Source organism: Janthinobacterium rivuli (assembly GCF_029690045.1).
Lineage (GTDB): Bacteria > Pseudomonadota > Gammaproteobacteria > Burkholderiales > Burkholderiaceae_D > Janthinobacterium > Janthinobacterium rivuli.
The window spans coordinates 5,562,946-5,580,233 of the sequence record NZ_CP121464.1 but is presented as its reverse complement, the minus strand read 5'-3'; the positions used below and the strand labels follow the sequence as shown (position 1 = coordinate 5,580,233).

At 56.3% G+C, this 17,288-nt stretch carries 16 protein-coding genes; all 16 read right to left on the bottom strand.

Annotation, left to right across the window (positions count from 1 at the left end; genetic code table 11):
* Nucleotides 1-18: 18 nt before the first annotated feature.
* Nucleotides 19-1,209 carry an EpsG family protein gene (locus tag P9875_RS25300; RefSeq protein ID WP_158300086.1) on the bottom strand — a complete coding sequence of 397 codons (1,191 nt, stop codon included), beginning with the start codon at nt 1,207-1,209 and terminating at the stop codon, nt 19-21.
* Nucleotides 1,210-1,286: 77 nt separating this feature from the next.
* A complete protein-coding gene (gene wecC, locus P9875_RS25295) occupies nt 1,287-2,555 on the bottom strand; it encodes a UDP-N-acetyl-D-mannosamine dehydrogenase (RefSeq protein ID WP_099401468.1) in 1,269 nt (422 codons plus the stop codon).
* Nucleotides 2,552-3,712, bottom strand: coding sequence for a non-hydrolyzing UDP-N-acetylglucosamine 2-epimerase (gene wecB, locus P9875_RS25290; RefSeq protein ID WP_341353809.1), 1,161 nt, complete (start codon nt 3,710-3,712; stop codon nt 2,552-2,554). The genes wecC and wecB overlap by 4 nt, the downstream gene beginning before the upstream one ends.
* A 150-nt stretch (nt 3,713-3,862) precedes the next feature.
* On the bottom strand, nt 3,863-4,849 hold the full coding sequence (locus P9875_RS25285; RefSeq protein WP_278316926.1) for a hypothetical protein: 987 nt from the start codon (nt 4,847-4,849) through the stop codon (nt 3,863-3,865).
* 4 nt (nt 4,850-4,853) lie between these two features.
* Entirely contained in the window at nt 4,854-6,200 is a 1,347-nt protein-coding gene (locus P9875_RS25280; RefSeq protein WP_278316925.1) for a lipopolysaccharide biosynthesis protein, read from the bottom strand.
* 10 nt (nt 6,201-6,210) lie between these two features.
* The gene (locus P9875_RS25275) at nt 6,211-7,095 is read right to left on the bottom strand and encodes a transketolase family protein (protein WP_423221805.1); all 885 of its coding nucleotides are present in this window, start codon (nt 7,093-7,095) and stop codon (nt 6,211-6,213) included.
* Nucleotides 7,096-7,135: 40 nt separating this feature from the next.
* Nucleotides 7,136-7,939, bottom strand: a complete 804-nt coding sequence (locus P9875_RS25270; protein WP_099401463.1) for a transketolase — start codon at nt 7,937-7,939, stop codon at nt 7,136-7,138.
* A complete protein-coding gene (locus tag P9875_RS25265; protein ID WP_099401462.1) occupies nt 7,936-9,033 on the bottom strand; it encodes an NAD-dependent epimerase/dehydratase family protein in 1,098 nt (365 codons plus the stop codon). Before P9875_RS25265 ends, P9875_RS25270 begins: the two co-directional genes overlap by 4 nt.
* Before the next feature lies 1 nt (nt 9,034).
* Nucleotides 9,035-10,363 carry a lipopolysaccharide biosynthesis protein RfbH gene (gene rfbH / locus P9875_RS25260; protein WP_278316923.1) on the bottom strand — a complete coding sequence of 443 codons (1,329 nt, stop codon included), beginning with the start codon at nt 10,361-10,363 and terminating at the stop codon, nt 9,035-9,037.
* Nucleotides 10,364-10,393: 30 nt separating this feature from the next.
* Nucleotides 10,394-11,461, bottom strand: a complete 1,068-nt coding sequence (gene rfbG / locus P9875_RS25255; RefSeq protein ID WP_099404139.1) for a CDP-glucose 4,6-dehydratase — start codon at nt 11,459-11,461, stop codon at nt 10,394-10,396.
* On the bottom strand, nt 11,461-12,231 hold the full coding sequence (rfbF, locus tag P9875_RS25250; protein ID WP_278316922.1) for a glucose-1-phosphate cytidylyltransferase: 771 nt from the start codon (nt 12,229-12,231) through the stop codon (nt 11,461-11,463). The genes rfbG and rfbF overlap by 1 nt, the downstream gene beginning before the upstream one ends.
* Before the next feature lie 74 nt (nt 12,232-12,305).
* Nucleotides 12,306-13,220, bottom strand: coding sequence for a dTDP-4-dehydrorhamnose reductase (gene rfbD, locus P9875_RS25245; RefSeq protein WP_099402823.1), 915 nt, complete (start codon nt 13,218-13,220; stop codon nt 12,306-12,308).
* The gene (gene rfbC, locus P9875_RS25240; RefSeq protein ID WP_099402824.1) at nt 13,217-13,765 is read right to left on the bottom strand and encodes a dTDP-4-dehydrorhamnose 3,5-epimerase; all 549 of its coding nucleotides are present in this window, start codon (nt 13,763-13,765) and stop codon (nt 13,217-13,219) included. The genes rfbD and rfbC overlap by 4 nt, the downstream gene beginning before the upstream one ends.
* Before the next feature lie 3 nt (nt 13,766-13,768).
* Nucleotides 13,769-14,662, bottom strand: a complete 894-nt coding sequence (gene rfbA, locus P9875_RS25235) for a glucose-1-phosphate thymidylyltransferase RfbA (protein WP_278318873.1) — start codon at nt 14,660-14,662, stop codon at nt 13,769-13,771.
* Nucleotides 14,662-15,744, bottom strand: coding sequence for a dTDP-glucose 4,6-dehydratase (rfbB, locus tag P9875_RS25230; protein WP_035821832.1), 1,083 nt, complete (start codon nt 15,742-15,744; stop codon nt 14,662-14,664). Before rfbB ends, rfbA begins: the two co-directional genes overlap by 1 nt.
* Nucleotides 15,745-16,231: 487 nt before the next feature.
* A complete protein-coding gene (locus P9875_RS25225) occupies nt 16,232-17,128 on the bottom strand; it encodes a sulfurtransferase (RefSeq protein WP_278316921.1) in 897 nt (298 codons plus the stop codon).
* Between the last annotated feature and the right edge of the window lie 160 nt (nt 17,129-17,288).

Below are 17,288 nucleotides of genomic sequence, written 5' to 3'. Positions count from 1 at the left end.
GAAGGGAACATCATCGGTCTAGAAATACGGCTCCAGCAGATTCGTTGAAAATAATAAAAAGAACAGATATGCGAAACAAATGCCAATAATGGTTGCTATCGCCATTCTTCGATCCTTGATCAGGTACACCAGATTCGGCAGCAGGACGATTTCCACGATAAGCAGCAGCTCACTGGTACGCGAGCTGATTGCTGGAACACTGGCAAAGGCAGCGAATATAAACAGGGCCAGAAAATAAATCTTCAACAGAAGCGAAATGTAGGGATTTATCCGCCTCAGGGTATCGATATGCCAATACAGGACATAGGCAATGCAGCAACGCATTACATATGGAAAATTGAGAAAATTGATGTCGGGATCAAAATACGCAAGTTCCGTGTAATTCTCGATTTTTAGCCGGATCAAATCAATCGGTAGCATCTTTAATGTGCTGAAAATGTCTATGCCGATGTAATACATGATCAGGCCAACTGGCATCAGCCAGGCATATTTTTTCAAGCTGGTGCTGCTGCCAGTCAGGAAATACAATGGAAAAATAATGATGGCAGAATAATGAAATGCAAATGCCAGGCATGAGAATAACAAAAATTGCCTGAGGTTGCGCTTCAGGATAGGCCGGATGCACAGTAGCAGGAAACCTGCCGCGACACCTACCCTGATTTGCGTCATTTCCAGTAGCATGAAAAACATCGAGTAATAAACCAGCAACGCCAGGTTGCGGTGCGGCGTGATTTGATTAATCGCGTACAGTTTGATGCCCACTCCCAGAAACGCATACACGAAGAAAATCATCAGGCTGGAGGAGAACAGGCGGTCGGCCAGACTTGCAATGAGAATGAAAGTCGGTTCTACGTTTTTAAACTCTGACTCCAGTACATAGTCGTAATATTCCAGATAGCCATGGTAATCGCGGTCAACTCCTTCGCCGCGCATGGCAGCGAACAGGAACAGCAGTATGCCAAGCGCAAAAAACGATACGCGCGACGTTTCATTGCGGCTGAAAGAAAATACTGCAATCAAGGTGAATAAAAAAAAGTATACTTCCATCGCTGATAATGTCTTCGCGCAAAATTGAATGCCGACTGGCACGTGCTGTGTCTGCATCCGGTGCGCAAGCGCGGGTATTTGCTTGCTCCAGCGCACCGGTGAATGCCCGCGAGGATGCGGGTATGACTCCGCCAGCAGAGCATTCCAGCGCGGCGATGACAATACGTTAAATGCGGGTATGGCGCAAGCCAGGAGGTTGAAACAAATTGTTGCCGCAGCCTGGGCTCCGGCTGCAACGTTTAACCTTGCCAGATACCGCGTGTATCGACTACCAGATGCTCGCTCAGGCGACTTGCGGGGATGGCCTTGAACGTCTTGTGGTCAACCAGCAGGATCACGATTTGCGCCCGGAGCAAGGCATCATTCACGTCCGTTAATTGCAGTGTATCGGCCAGCTTGGCGGGCAGGGCGGTGATATTCGGTTCTACCGCCAGCACCGTCCCCGGATGGCTGGCAGCGATGCTGCGCGTGATCGACAGCGCCGGGCTTTCCCGCAGATCGTCGATATCGGGTTTGAACGCCAGGCCGAGACAGGCGATGGTCACATCACGTGCCGTCTTGTCCGGGTAGCGCTGCAGGAAATCGGCGACGGCGATTTTAGCCTTTTGCATGACCCATTCTGGTTTGCTGTCGTTGACTTCGCGCGCACTACGGATCAGGCGCGCCTGTTCTGGCGATTGGCTCACGATGAACCAGGGATCGACGGCGATGCAATGCCCGCCTACGCCTGGCCCTGGTTGCAGGATGCTGACGCGCGGGTGACGGTTGGCCAATCGGATCAGTTCCCACACATTGACATTCTGCTTGTCGCAAATCATCGACAGTTCGTTGGCGAACGCGATATTCACGTCGCGGAAACTGTTTTCGGTCAGTTTGCACATTTCTGCCGTGCGTGCATCGGTAATGACGCATTCGCCTTCCACGAAAGTACGGTACAGCGTGGCGGCTGCCTGTGAACAGGCCGGCGTCATGCCGCCGATTACGCGGTCGTTCTGCACCAGTTCGCGCAAGACATGACCGGGCAACACGCGTTCAGGGCAGTGCGCCACGCGGATGTCAGATGCTTCGCCATGGCTTTGCGGGAACGTCAGGTCCGGGCGCGCCTCGGCCATCCATGCGGACATCTGTTCGGTGGCGCCGACTGGCGAGGTCGACTCAAGAATGACCAGGTCACCGCGCTTGAGCACGGGGGCGATCGCCTTGCTGGCCGATTTGATGTAGGACAGGTCAGGTTCGTGATCGCCTTTGAACGGGGTCGGCACGGCGATCAGGAAGGCATCGGCTGCTTCCGGCTGCGTGGTGGCGCGCAGGTAACCCTGGCTTACCGCAGCCTGGACAACCATATCGAGATCGGGTTCGATGATATGGATTTCCCCGCGGTTGATGGTGTCAACTGTGGTCTGGCTGATGTCGACGCCGATGACTTTTTTCTTGAACGAAGCAAATACGGCGGCGGTTGGCAGGCCGATGTAGCCGAGGCCTATGATGGAAACGGAATCAAATTTCATGGTGTCGGACGGTAGAATTGAAGAATGGAGGCGATGATGCGCGCGCAGGCGGCGCCGTCGCCATAGGGATTGTGGGCAAAGCTCATGCTTTCATAAGCGGCGTCGTTGGACAGCAGGAGCGCCAATTGTTCGCTGATGGTTTCGACGGATGTGCCCACGAGGCGCACGGTGCCGGCTTCGACCGCTTCCGGACGTTCCGTGGTTTCACGCATGACCAGTACCGGTTTGCCGAGCGACGGGGCCTCTTCCTGAACGCCGCCGGAATCGGTCAGCACCAGGTGGGCGCGGTTCATCAGGTAGACGAACGGCAGATAATCGAGCGGCTCGATCAGGTGCACATTGCCGATGCCCGCCAACAGCCGTCGTACCGGCTCCATGACGTTTGGATTCAGGTGGACGGGATAGACAATCTGCACGTCGGGGAAGCGCGCCGCCGTCGCCGCCAGCGCACTGCAGATGCGCTCGAAACCGTCGCCGAAGCTCTCGCGACGGTGTCCGGTGACCAGCAAGACTCTCTTTTGCGGGTCCAGGAAGGCGAACTGGGACTCCATCTGGGCACGCAGTTGCGTATCTTGCGCGAGCTTGCGCACGACGTCGAGTAGAGCATCGATCACGGTATTGCCGGTCACGACGATGCTGGCCGCATCGACGCCTTCTCTCAGGAGGTTCGCCTGCGAGGTCTTTGTGGGCGCGAAATGCAGGGCTGCCAATGCGCCAGTCAGGCGCCGGTTGCCCTCTTCAGGCCAAGGTGCGTACAGGTCGCCGGTGCGCAGGCCTGCCTCCACGTGAGCGACGGGAATTTGTTGGTAGTAGGCGGCCAGGCTGGCGGCGAAAGTGGTGGCGGTATCGCCATGTACCAATACCAGGTCAGGCGTGAATTCGGCGAATACGGCTTTCATGCCAGACAGGATGGCGCTGGTAACGTCACTCAAGTCCTGTCCTGGCTTCATGATCTTCAGGTCGAAATCGGGGGTGATGTCAAACAACTGCAAGACCTGATCGAGCATTTCACGATGCTGGCCGGTAACGCAGACTTTTGCTTCGAAATGCGTATCGGCGGCGAGCGCCAAAACTAGTGGCGCCATTTTGATTGCTTCCGGACGGGTACCGAAAATGGATAGAACTTTCAATCGAGGCTGCAAAAGTAGAGTGGTCATGAGTAGTGGATGGTGAAACGACCGCTGATGGGCGGCGTGGCAGTGCGGTAGATGGCAGGACGCCGATGGCCAGGCTGACTCTGGTCATATTATAACATTTTGCTATTTCGCCGGACAAGGCCGAGGGCTTGGCGGCACGGTTCTGGAGGCTCATTTCTGTCCCTTCCATTTGCGTTGGACGAACGCCGCCAGGCGCCGGCCGAACTTGCGCCAGCCGAAATAACGGCTCGGGTCGATGCGGGCGTCCGGAGCTTCAAGGCGCTGGGTTTTCTCGATAAAAATATCAAGATTGACCCAGAACTGGGCTTGCTTTTCCAGGTAGAGGGCACGCGCCAGAGGCAAGGTTTCCCTGGCACGTGCAATTTCGGCTGGCTCAGCACCCCAGGCGATGCCGTGCATCTGGGTTTCCGTCTTGACCAGCGCCGATGGCGCGTTGTCATTGGGAATGACGATAGCGATACAGCCGCACAGGGTCGCTTCGATGCAGAGGCTGGAAAATTGATAACTGATGAAATATTCACAACTGCGGAATAGCTCGGCCAGTTCTTCCTTGTTGTCCGGATAGGACAATGTGATTTCCACGCTCTCGTTGTTAATCAGCGGACTGTCGGCCTTGGCTGTACGGTGGCGACCCAGATAGAAGCAGCTCTTGCCCGGCGTGCGGTGGCCGGACTCATGGAACAGTTCGGTATTGATCAGCGGCAAATACAGGATATGATCTGGCGCGGCAAAGCCTTCAAGCATGGCCGAAGAATAAGCCAAGTTGAATTCACCGTCCCGCAATTTGGCCACACCGTCAAAAAAGCCAGGCTTGTTCAGATAGTAGCGCACCACTTTGCTGGCGTGAAAGGGATTTCCCTGCTCCACCTCGGGATAGATTGCCACTGGCTGACGGCCTTGCCGTTGGTGAGACCGCAGGATTTTCTCGGTCAGCAATGGCGTGGCGAGGCCGGCACGGGTTTTACTCTTGCGGTTGCGTTGTAGTGAATCGATGACCAGGTAGGCTTCCTGTCCCGATACATTAAGTGCATGGCACAGCAGATGCAGGACGACAATACCTGCCGAGTGTTCGGTATAGCTGGGCGCCGCTATGTAGTATGGTACGCCACGGCTGACGAAAAAGGTGCGTTGGTGCATATGGTCAATTACGTAGTTTTCTGCGCAGAATGATGAAGGCATACGGCAGTGAAATGAGCACTGTCGCGGCCATGTAACCGAAAGTCATGCCATTTGCACCATAGTATTTTCCCAGAAAATAGGTCGATAAGGCGGTCACGACGGCCATGCATACGGACAGAATCAGGAACGGCTCCTGTTTGAACGAACGTAGGTAGGCGGCTGACGCAAATACGAAGAAATTGGCGATGCAGGAGATAGCGATCCAGATGCAGGCCTGGGCCGGCAGGAATTTATTGGCCAGCACGGGGAAGAGTTTTGGTCCGCCCAGCACCAGCACCAGGCCTGCACCGATCAGCAACACGCTGATGAGTGAAGATTTCTTTAATGTGCTGAGAAAAAACTCTTTCAGTTCGTCCTGCTTGTCGAGCGCGATCAGCTGGCAAAAAGTCGGTACCTTGGTGGTGATCCAAGCCATCGCGATATTGGTGATGCCCATGAAGACAGCGAACGTCATGCCCATTTGACCAGCCACTGCGGCGCCATGGAAGGCGAACAGGACGGGGTTGAACAGGCTGAAGATGAGGTAGCCAGACAGCCAGCTCAGGCTGATGCGCCACTGGAAAGGAAAAATCTCCTTTTTCCACGAGATTGAGGCGATCATCGTGTTGCTTTTGTCGCGCTGTGCGGACAGCCAGGCCAGCAGGCCCGTGCGTTTGAGCAGGAACAGCCCCGTCAGTACACGCATGGCATGCAGGATGACGATGGCGTACAGGCCCGCGCCGGCAGCGAGTGCCAGTCCAAAGCAGCCGAAGCCCACCAGGTCTTGCCAGGTGCGGATGTATGCGACTTCCTTGATCTTCTGGCAGCCCTCGAGGATGGCATTGAGCGGCAAGAGCAGGATGCCGCAGGAAAATGCGGCCACGGCCATCAGCCATGGTCCCTGCCAGGCAAGTGAGCTCGACGGCGCCTGATTTTTTGTGAAAAAGACTAGACCTGCCACTGTCACGCTCAGCCAGAAGGCAACGGCCACGAGCATGAACCAGCGCCGACTCATGCGGATGAGCGCATGCAGCCTGGCAGAAGCGTGTTCGCGTTCTGCGAGGGAACTATTTTCCGCGCGCGCCTTTGAAAATTCATGTGCGGAGAATTGCGTCAGAACAAACGTGAACCCCAATTCAAAAAATACCTGAAGACTGAACAGGCTGGCGAACGTATAGTAATAACCCTGCTGCTCGGCTGTGAAGAACCATGCGAGACATGCAATCGTGAGCAGATTGGCAATTGCCGAGGAGCCACGGTTAAGCAGCGTCGCGAAAATCGCACGATCCATACCGATGCGTTTTTGCGCCACCATCAATAATTGTTTCATCGTGTCGCGCTCAGGAAACCATGCCGGTGGCAATGCGAATCTTGGTCAGCAAGGTAGGAACGTCGAGGCCGTGTTCGGTGATCAGGTAATTATAGCTGCCGCATTTTTCGGAGAAGCGGTCCATGATGCCGCAGCGAATCACCTGTGCCCGCTGGCCGGCCTGGCCTGCGACGATTTCAGCGACCAGTCCGCCGAGGCCGCCCACTTCGGCGTGTTCTTCCAGCACCACCAGATGTGCCACCTCGCGCGTCAGCGCCGCAACCTGGCTGTGGTTGATCGGCTTGATCGACGGCGCGCTCCAGACCGGGCAATTGCCCAGTTGTTGTGACAACTGCATGGCGCGGCCCAACATGGAACCAGTGGCCAGCAAGGCCAGCCGTCCCGGTGTACCTTGATGAGCCGGCACTAGGTCGCCCAACTGCGCTGTGAGAGGGGCGTGGTGCACGTCGCCCAGATCCGATTTCCCCATGCGTAAGTACAGTGGCGCCTGGAACGCCAGCGCATGCTCCATTGCATATGCCATCTCGAAAGTGTCGCCTGGCGAGAGAATCCGCATGTGCGGAATGGCGCGCAGCACGGCGATATCCTCGGTGGACTGGTGGCTGCTGCCAAGGCTGCTGTAGACCAGGCCCGCACCGTCGCCGATAAATACCACTGGCAAGTTTTCATAGCAGACGTCAATCTTGATTTGCTCCAGCACGCGCACAGGCACAAACGCGCTCAGGCCGTAAACGACAGGCTTGAAGCCAGCCTTGGCCAGGCCGGCGGCCATGCCGACCATGTTTTGCTCGGCGATACCGGCATTGATGAACTGTCCAGGTACCGTCTTACAAAAATCGTCAAAGAGGGCATAGCCATGGTCACCCGTCAACAGTACGATTTTCGGGTCGTTCATGGCAGCCTTGACGAGGGCATGGGAAAAAGTCGATCGCATATTATGGTTGCTCCAGTTCGGCCATGGCCTGCGTAAAGGTGGTGCTGTTCAGGCGGGTGTAATGCCAGCTATTGTCATGCTCCATGAAGGACACGCCTTTGCCCTTGACGGTCTTGGCGATGATCGCTTTGGGCATACCGTTCTTGCGTTGCTTTAGGGTATTGAGAGTGTCTTCCAGCGCGGTTTCGTCATGCCCGTCGATCGACACGGTGTCAAAGCCGAAGGCGGTGAATTTTTGCTGGAAGCTGCCTGGCGTCATTACTTCGTCAGTGCTGCCCATGGCCTGGAAACCGTTCTCATCGACAATCACGACCAACTGGTCGAGCCTATGGTGGGTAGCGAACAGCATCGCTTCCCACATAGTGCCTTCATTCATTTCGCCATCACCCACGACGACATAGCAGTACTGCGAGCTGCCCTTTAACTTGGTTGCCAGGGCGAGGCCGACGCCGACGGAAAGACCATGCCCCAACGAACCGGAGCTGACTTCGCAGCCCGGAACATGTGCATCTGATAAGCCTTTTAGGCGCGTGCCATCGGCGAAATAATTCCCCAGCTCCTCTGTGGAGAGCCAGCCTTTTTCATGCATACAGGCGTACTGGGCCATTACGCCATGGCCTTTGCTCAAGACCAGATGATCGCGCTGCGCAGATGTGGGATCGTTGTCAGGATAGTCCAGATGGTGACGGTACAGCACCGCCAGGATCTCGACAATCGAAAATGCACAGGCGATATGAACGGTAGAACCTGCGTATGCCATTTGCAATACGGAGCGGCGCAGGGCGCGTGAATTGAATTTGGTCATGGTCTTTTCTCAATAGTAGAGCGGATGATGTGCAGCCGCGCCCAGTCGATGGTTTTACCGAGTGCCGATGGCAGATCGGTATATTGCTCCAGTTGTAATTGCTTGCGTGCCTTCGCTGTGGCGGGGACGTAGCGCTGCGCCGCCAATGAGGCGCTCGCCGTGCTCATCTTGACGGGCACGGGCGCATCGGTCTGCGCGGCGACTAGCTGGGCCAGCTCCCCTATGCTCAGTGCGTGTTCTGACCCTACATTGTAGTGTTGACCACTTTCGCCATTAACCATAATGGTCAGCAACCAAACCACCATGTCCGCCGCATACAGGTAAGAGCGTACGGCGCTGCCGTCGCCTCGCATGACGATGGGTTCGCCACGCAAGCCGTTATGGATAAAGTTGCCGGCGGCAAAATGACCATCCAAGGGCAAATACGGGCCGAGCAGCGCAAAACAACGCGCGATGTTTGCATGTAAGCCATGTTCACGCGCATACCAGCCCAGCAGCCATTCCGAGGCGATTTTCCCCGCGCCATACGCGGCGCCTGGCTGTGACATGTCCTGCGCGCCCTCGTGCAGCTCCGGCAGATGCGTCAGCGTCGCTGGTTGGGCTCCATACACTGCGCCGGAACTGGTCAGCAGGTAGTGACTGGCGCCGCATCGCACGGCCAACTCCAGAGTCTGCCTGGTGCCGTCGAGGATGTCGTTGAATACGGCGTGCGGCTTGCCGTTGGCCGCCGCTACATCGGTGGCGGCATGGATGAGCATATCAAACGGTTCGCTGATGTGGCCCAAGGCATTGGTATTGCCCTCGACCAGACACACGATGGCATGTTCGGCCAAGTGCGGCACCCGGGCACGGAACGCCTCAGGACTGCGGCTGAGCACGATGAGCTGCAGCTCCAGTTCGAGTTCTTGGTTTGCCCAGATCAACGCTTCGAGCAGCCAGCAGCCGACAAAGCCGGTGCCGCCTGTGATGAACACACGGCGTCTCCGCAGCGCATCCCAGACCTTGGCTGGCACGCGCTGGAGGATTAGTTGAAGATCGTCACGTGCGACACCGGGCTGGTGTCGCTTCGTCGGCTTGGCGGTCTGGCAATCCATTTTAGTCAAAATTCACGCCAAAGAATTCTTCAATCTTACTGATCGAAAAGTCCATCATTTCCTTGGTCAAGCCAGGGAAGACACCAATCCACAAAGTATCGTGCATGATGCGGTCGGTATTCGTCAGCTCGCCGGAGACGCGGTAGTTACGTCCGATCATGTAGGGCTGGCGTGTCAGATTGCCAGCGAACAGCAGACGTGTGCCAATCTTGTTTTGATCGAGGAACGTCAACAGGTTGACCCGGTCCACATTAGCCTCAGGGCGCAGAGTGATCGGGAAACCGAACCACGATGGATCCGAGTTCGGTGTCGCTTCCGGCAGGATCAGGAATTCCTCGCAGCTTTTCAGACCGTTTTTCATGTAGTCGAAATTGTCCTTGCGCGCCTGAACGAAGCCCGCCGCGCGGTCCATCTGCGCCAGACCGCAAGCGGCCTGCATGTCGGTGATCTTCAGGTTGTAGCCCAGGTGGCTGTACGTGTACTTGTGGTCATAGCCTTCCGGCAGCGTTCCCAGCTTGCAGCAGAAACGCTGGCCGCAAGTGTTGTCCTTGCCCGGCGCACAATAGCAATCACGGCCCCAGTCGCGGAACGATTCGGCAATCGCTTTCAGTTCCGGATTATTGGTAAACACCGCGCCGCCTTCGCCCATCGTGATGTGATGTGCAGGGTAGAAACTCATCGTGCCGATATCGCCGAAGGTGCCGCACATCTGGCCGTTGTAGGTGGCGCCCAGGGCGTCACAGCAATCTTCCACCAGCCACAGATTGTATTTTTTGCAGAGCGCGACGATGACTTCCAGATTGAACGGATTGCCCAGGGTATGGGCCAGCATGATGGCCTTGGTTTTATCGGTGATGGCCGCCTCGATCTTGCTGGCGTCGATATTGTAGGTGCCCAGCTCGACGTCGACGAAGACGGGCACGGCGCCAAATTGCAGGATCGGATTGACGGTAGTCGGGAAACCCGCCGCCACACCGATGACTTCGTCACCGGGCTGGATGGCACGCGCACCCAGTTTTGGCGATGTCAGCGCCGAAAAGGCCACCAGGTTGGCCGACGAACCGGAGTTGACGGTGATCAGGAATTCGACGCCGATGAACTTGGCCAGGCGCTTTTCGAATTCATCGTTGAAGCGACCGGTGGTCAGCCAGGCGTCGAGCGACGCTTCGACCATCAGACCCATTTCAGGGGCGCCAACGACCTTACCGGCCGGTGGAATCACCGTCACGCCAGGTTCGAATGGCTTCGGCACGCTGGCCAGTGCGCCGTATTGCGCCACCAGGGCGGCGATCTGTTCACGGATTTGTTGTTGGGTCAGTTGTTCGCTCATGATACAGCCTTCAATTTATTAGGTAATTAATTAGGTATTTTGATAGGTGGCAATTTGCGCCAGCGTCATTGCACGCATGTCGGCCCCTTGATCGCACGCCTTATGCCACTCGACGATCTTGACGATCGTCTGGCCGATGTCCCAGCGCGGATGCCAGCCCAGCTGGCCGCGCGCCTTGGAACAATCGAGCTTCAGATAGGTCGCTTCGTGTGGATGATCCTGGCCATCGAGCGACCAGGAGGCGCCAGCGCCCCACTCTTGCGTCATGCGCTCGATGATCCATTCGACGGGCTTGGCGTCGGTATCGTGTGGACCGAAGTTCCAGCCCTCGGCATGCACGGGACCCTCCGTGTACAGTTTTTCCGCCAGCGTCAGATAACCGCTCAGCGGCTCGAGGACGTGTTGCCACGGGCGGATGGCGTGGGGATTGCGGATCATGACCGATTCCCCGGCGCCAATGGCGCGCAGCATGTCTGGAATCAGCCGATCCAGCGCCCAATCGCCACCGCCGATGACATTGCCGGCGCGGCCGCTGCCCAGGGCAATGCCGTGCTCGGTGTATTTATCCGCATGGAAGAAGGAACTGCGGTAGCCGGCCGTCACCAGTTCGGCACAGCCCTTGCTGTTGCTGTAGGGGTCGTAACCGCCCATGGCTTCGTTTTCGCGGTAGCCCCACGGCCATTCGCGGTTTTCGTAGCACTTGTCGCTGGTGACGTTGACCACTGCGCGCACGCCAGGCGTGGCACGCACGGCTTCGAGCACATTCACCACGCCCATGACGTTGGTGGAATACGTTTCCACCGGGTTCACATACGAATAGCGTACCAATGGCTGGGCGGCCATGTGAATGACAATGTCCGGACGCGCGGCAGCCATGGCGCGCTTGACGGCGTCGCCATCGCGCACGTCGCCGATGACCGATTGCATGCCATGCGCGACATTGGCCACTTCAAACAGGCTGGGCGTGGTAGGCGCTTCCAGTGCGTAACCGGTCACGTCGGCGCCAAGCTGCTGCAGCCACAGGCTCAGCCAGCCACCCTTGAAGCCGGTATGGCCGGTGAGGAAGACGCGCTTCCCTTGCCAGAATGCGGGATTCATCAAGCCGCCTTCCAGGGCGCCTTGCCCGATTGCCACAATTCTTCCAGATGCACCTTATCGCGCAAAGTATCCATCGGTTGCCAGAAGCCACGATGGAAAAAGGCGTCGAGTTGCCCCTCTTCAGCCAAGCGCTCCAATGGCTGCTTTTCCCAGGTGGTGCTGTCTTCGGCGATGTAGTCGATGACCTTGGGCGACAGCACGAAATAGCCGCCGTTGATCCAGGCGCCATCGCCTTGCGGTTTTTCCTGGAAGCTATTGATTTTCTGCCCGTCCAAGATCAGTGCGCCGAAGCGGCCGGGCGGCTGGGTCGCCGTCAAGGTGGCGAGTTTGCCATGCGCCTTGTGGAAGGCGATCAATTCAGTGATATTGACGTCACTGACGCCATCACCGTAGGTAAAGCAGAACGTCTCTTCTCCTTCCAGGTACTGTTTGACACGCTTCAGGCGGCCACCGGTCATGGTTTCATCGCCGGTATCGACCAGGGTGACCTTCCAGGGTTCAGCATTGCGCGCATGCACTTCCATCTGATTATTCTGCATATCAAACGTCACGTCCGAGGTATGCAAGAAATAGTTCGCGAAATATTCCTTGATGACATAACCCTTGTAGCCGCAGCAAATCACGAAATCATTAATGCCGTGCGCCGAATAGCTCTTCATGATGTGCCAAAGGATTGGTTTTCCACCAATTTCAATCATCGGTTTTGGCTTGATATGTGTCTCTTCGGAAATTCGGGTGCCAAGGCCGCCGGCAAGAATGACTGCTTTCATTATTAATTATTCCTCTTGATCGAAGTAGATGGTGCTAGCGCCGCTGGTATTGTATGATTGGCAACTTTTGTTGCTTACTGATTGTGGTCTTTGGCCATGCCGTCGAGGCAAAGCGTGAGTGCATCATGCCAATCTGGCAATGCGCAGAAGGTCTTGATAAACCGCGCGCTGGACAATACCGAGTAGGCCGGCCGTGCTGCCGGCAATGGGTAGTCTTGCGTGGTAATAGGCACGACCGGTGGTTTTCTGGACGTTGATGGATGGTCCAAGATGGCTTTGGCAAAGCCATACCAGGTGGTTTCCCCTTGTGCAGTCAGATGATACAGGCCCGAGTGTTGTTTCCACGCATCAGTCCAGGCGTCCCCTGCCGTCGCTAAACCGGAGGGCGAGCCCAATGTGGCAATGGCGCAGGCCGTGGCATCGGCAATACTGGAGCTGCAGGTGGGGGCTCCATGTTGATCGGCAACGATGCGCAGCTCATCCCGCGCCTGTGCCAGGCGGAGCACTGTTTTTAAAAAATTGTTGCCATGCTCACCGTATATCCAGCTTGTGCGCAATATCAGGTGGCTGGCGCCGCTTTCGCGCACCGCCTGCTCGCCCGCCAGCTTGCTGCGGCCATAGGCGTTGAGCGAACCCGTTGCATCGTCTTCCGTGTATGGACTGCCCTTGCTGCCGTCGAAGACATAGTCAGTCGAGTAGTGGATGATGGCTGCACCGAGTCGCTTGGCTTCTTGCGCCATGACTCCTGGCGCCTCGCCATTGATGCGCATCGCCAGCGCCAGCTCGTTCTCGGCCTTGTCGACGGCCGTATAGGCAGCCGGATTGATGATCAGGTCCGGCTCGATTGTGCGGATCACGCTTCGAACCTGATCGAGGTCGGCCAAGTCCATTTGCGAGCGGTCCAGCGCTATCACTTCACCCATGTTTTGCAGGCGTTTCTGCAATGCATGTCCAAGCTGGCCTGTCTTGCCAGTAATGAGGATTTTCAAGTAAAGACCTCGGCAGCTGCCAGTTGCTTGCCCAGTTGATCTTTCGCCGACAGGATGGGGGCGTCTCCATTCAGTGGCCAGTCAATGCCGATATCCGCATCATTCCAGGCAATGCTGCGCTCAAATTCGGGTGCCCAATAGTCCGTGGTCTTGTAGAGAAATTCGGCGCTCTCGCTGGTCACCATGAAGCCGTGGGCAAATCCTTCAGGTATCCAGAGCTGACGTTTGTTCTCAGCAGACAGTGTGACACCGACCCATTTGCCAAACGTCGGGGAGGAGGCGCGGATATCGACGGCGACATCGAAGACCTCGCCTGCAACGACACGAACCAGCTTGCCTTGCGGTTGCTGGATCTGATAGTGCAGGCCGCGCAGGACATTCTTGCTGGACTTGGAGTGGTTATCCTGGACGAAATTGGCCTGAATACCCGTCAAGTCGGCAAAGCGCTGCTGGTTGAAGCTTTCGTAAAAAAAGCCCCGGTCATCGCCAAATACTTTGGGCTCGAGGATCAATACGTCGGGAATGGCGGTGGTTTGAATTTGCATGGCTTAAAAAATCTTATCATTCAACAGGCGTAACAAATATTGTCCGTAACCGTTCTTTTTCAGCGGTTGGGCCAGTTGTTCCAGCTGGGTGGCGGTAATGTAGCCTTTGCGGTAAGCAATTTCCTCAGGGCAGGCAACTTTCAAACCCTGGCGGTGTTCGATGGTGGCAATAAATTGGCCTGCTTCGAGCAGCGACTCGTGCGTCCCTGTATCGAGCCAGGCCATGCCGCGGCCCATGCGTTCCACCTTCAGCGTGCCGCGGTTCAGATAGACGCGGTTGACATCGGTAATTTCAAGTTCGCCCCGTGCGGACGGCTTGATCGATGCGGCGATATCGGCGATGTCCTTGTCGTAAAAATACAGGCCGGTGACGGCATAATTCGATTTTGGCTGCAAGGGCTTTTCTTCGATGCTGATGGCTTGCTGATTGGCGTCGAATTCCACCACGCCATAGCGCTCTGGATCTTGCACATGATAGGCAAACACGGTCGCGCCGTCCGTGCGCTCGGAAGCGGCAGACAGGCTTGATTCGAAATCATGGCCATAATAAATATTATCGCCCAGGATTAATGCCGAGGGCGCATCGCCCAGGAATTCGCGGCCGATGATGAACGCCTGCGCCAGACCATCGGGTGATGGCTGTACCGCATAGCTCAGGTTAATCCCCCATTGGCTGCCGTCACCGAGCAACTCTTTGAAACGGGGCGTATCGGCGGGCGTGGAAATGATCAGGATGTCGCGCATTCCCGCCAGCATCAACGTTGTCAGCGGATAGTAAATCATCGGCTTGTCGTACACGGGCAACAGTTGCTTCGAGACCGACATGGTCACGGGATACAGGCGTGTGCCTGAGCCCCCGGCCAGGATAATGCCCCTGCGGGCCAGTTTGGCTTCCATCAAGCCTCCGTATTCTGTTCGGCGCGGGCCGTATAGTTTTTTTCCAGCCACGTCAGGTAGGCGCCGGATTGGACGTCGCGCACCCATGCATCGTTGTCCAGATACCATTGCACCGTCTTGCGGATGCCCGTATCGAAGGTTTCTGCCGGCTTCCAGCCCAGTTCGCGCTCAATTTTGCGTGCATCGATGGCATAGCGGCGATCATGGCCTGGCCTGTCGGCAACATAGCTGATTTGTTCGCGATAGCTGCCGCCAGTTGCCTTCGGTTGCAGTTCATCGAGGATGTCGCACAGGGTGTGCACGACGTCGAGATTGGCTTTTTCGTTCCAGCCGCCGATATTGTAGGTTTCTCCCGTGCGTCCGCTTTCCAGTACCCGGCGAATGGCCGTGCAGTGATCGCTGACATACAACCAGTCGCGCACCTGCTGGCCATCGCCATAGATGGGCAAGGACTTGCCTGCGCGCGCGTTGGCAATAATCAGGGGAATCAGCTTTTCCGGGAAGTGGTAAGAACCATAATTATTCGAGCAATTGGTGGTCAGTGTCGGCAAGCCATACGTGTGATGATAGGAGCGCACCAAATGGTCCGACGCTGCCTTTGTTGCCGAGTAAGGGCTGTTGGGCGCATAGGGCGTGGTTTCAGTAAATGGCGCATCATCCGGCCCCAGTGTCCCGTACACCTCATCGGTCGAGACATGCAGGAAGCGGAAGGCCGCACGTTCTGCTTCAGGCAGTGCTTGCCAATGGGCGCGCACGGCTTCCAGCAGGCTGAAGGTGCCATTGATGTTGGTGCTGATGAATTCTGCTGGTCCATGAATCGAGCGATCGACATGGCTCTCGGCTGCGAAATGCACGATGGCACGTGGCTTATGCTGTGCCAATAACTGTGCCAGCAAGGCACCGTCATTGATGTCGCCCTTGACAAACAGGTGGCGTGGATCGTTCTGTACCGCCAGCAAGTTATTCAGATTTCCCGCATACGTCAGCTTATCCAGATTAATTACCGGTTCATTATTTTGCGCGAGCCAATCCAGAACGAAATTCGATCCGATAAAGCCTGCGCCACCTGTCACTAAAATCATCTGAGCTTCCTGTGCAAAAAAATACAAATAAGAGATGCTGCTTAATTCATTTCTTTAATAATAATAGTAGGCAACGGGAATCTGCCTATCCAAGATGCGTATATTCCATGATGTTAATAACTGAAAACATCAATCAATCCTTAACTCTTGATTATAATTCAGAACCCCTTAAATTGCCATGTTTGCAGCAGTTTACGCGCGTCCTGGTCAACGCTTTCCGCAGGCTGTGTTGTTCTTTTCCCATAGACAAGCCCATGTGGGCGGGACGGCGCGAAGCAGCCGTCGATTGAATTTTTGCATGGCTCACTGAGCCAGGGAAAGCTAGTGTTTATGAGAATGGCAAACAAATCCAATATTGTTACATTTGTTTGCTTTTTGACGCGTGCGGATAGCGCCAGGCCTGGCGGAGAAAATGCTGATCAATTGTTATTGTGCAATTGATTTTTTTGAAAGATGTCGCCGGGGAAATGGCGACATCGGAAACGCATCAAACCATCGTTTTATCGTGGCAGTTTGGGCATGACACTTCATACACATATTCCGGCGCCAACTGCTGGCGCGGCGTGACGACGGCGCGGCAGACGAAGCATTGCACCGTTTCCGTCGGTTCCAGTTTCGGGTTCAGCGCCGTGCGGTAGTCGAACACGAAGCAGTCGCCCGTATAGTGCTCTCCGCCGACTTCCTCGAAATACTTCAGGATGCCGCCGTCGAGCTGGTACACGCTGTCGTAGCCGATTTCCTTCATGTGGATGGCGGCCTTTTCGCAGCGGATGCCGCCCGTGCAGAAGGTGACGACGGTCTTGCCTTCCAGTTCATCCTTGTGCGCGGCAGCCACGGCCGGAAATTCGGTAAACTTGTCGATGCGGTAATCAAGCGTGTTGTTGAACGTACCCACGTCCACTTCAAAGGCGTTGCGCGTTTCCATCATGACCACGGGCTTGCCCGCATCGTCGACGCCGGCATCGAGCCAGCGCTTGAGCGTATGCGCATCGACGGACGGGGCGCGGCCCAGTTCCGGCTTGATCAGCGGCATGCGCATGGTGATGATTTCTTTTTTCAGCTTGACCAGCATGCGCTTGTGCGATTGCTCGTTCGACAAGCTTTCCTTCCATTCCAGATCGGCCAGACGCTCGTCGCTGCGCACCCAGGCGAGGAAGCTGTCGATATGCTCGCGTGTGCCCGACAGGAACATATTGATGCCTTCCGGCGTCAGCAGGATCGTGCCCTTCAGTTCCAGCGCCAGGCATTGCTCCTGATACAAGGGGCGCATGGCTTCCGTATCGGCTAGCGTGATGAATTTATACGCGGCGATATTGACAAACGAGGCGGCCAGCGGGCTGACGGCGGCGGAAACGGCGGGTGTTGCTGGGGGGATGGCTTGCATGATGGCGATCGGCTTAGACTGAACAGCCGATATTATAAGCCCGACAGGCCAGGCAGGATACCCGGTCCGCACCCGCGACGCGGTAGAATAGACCCCATTGAATTTTGCACGAAACGGTACACAGGATGGAAATGGTAATGCAAGAGGCCGGCGCTCCGGC

Coding starts and splice junctions, on each gene's coding strand:
- P9875_RS25285 (WP_278316926.1), bottom strand. CDS start 4,849: ATGCACCAACGCACCTTTTTCGTCAGCCGTGGCGTACCATACTACATA.
- rfbH (WP_278316923.1), bottom strand. CDS start 10,363: ATGAGCGAACAACTGACCCAACAACAAATCCGTGAACAGATCGCCGCC.
- P9875_RS25265 (WP_099401462.1), bottom strand. CDS start 9,033: ATGGATTGCCAGACCGCCAAGCCGACGAAGCGACACCAGCCCGGTGTC.
- rfbA (WP_278318873.1), bottom strand. CDS start 14,662: ATGGAAGCCAAACTGGCCCGCAGGGGCATTATCCTGGCCGGGGGCTCA.
- P9875_RS25225 (WP_278316921.1), bottom strand. CDS start 17,128: ATGCAAGCCATCCCCCCAGCAACACCCGCCGTTTCCGCCGCCGTCAGC.
- wecB (WP_341353809.1), bottom strand. CDS start 3,712: ATGACCACTCTACTTTTGCAGCCTCGATTGAAAGTTCTATCCATTTTC.
- P9875_RS25275 (WP_423221805.1), bottom strand. CDS start 7,095: ATGAACGACCCGAAAATCGTACTGTTGACGGGTGACCATGGCTATGCC.
- P9875_RS25270 (WP_099401463.1), bottom strand. CDS start 7,939: ATGACCAAATTCAATTCACGCGCCCTGCGCCGCTCCGTATTGCAAATG.
- rfbC (WP_099402824.1), bottom strand. CDS start 13,765: ATGCAAATTCAAACCACCGCCATTCCCGACGTATTGATCCTCGAGCCC.
- P9875_RS25280 (WP_278316925.1), bottom strand. CDS start 6,200: ATGAAACAATTATTGATGGTGGCGCAAAAACGCATCGGTATGGATCGT.
- rfbG (WP_099404139.1), bottom strand. CDS start 11,461: ATGAATCCCGCATTCTGGCAAGGGAAGCGCGTCTTCCTCACCGGCCAT.
- rfbB (WP_035821832.1), bottom strand. CDS start 15,744: ATGATTTTAGTGACAGGTGGCGCAGGCTTTATCGGATCGAATTTCGTT.
- rfbF (WP_278316922.1), bottom strand. CDS start 12,231: ATGAAAGCAGTCATTCTTGCCGGCGGCCTTGGCACCCGAATTTCCGAA.
- wecC (WP_099401468.1), bottom strand. CDS start 2,555: ATGAAATTTGATTCCGTTTCCATCATAGGCCTCGGCTACATCGGCCTG.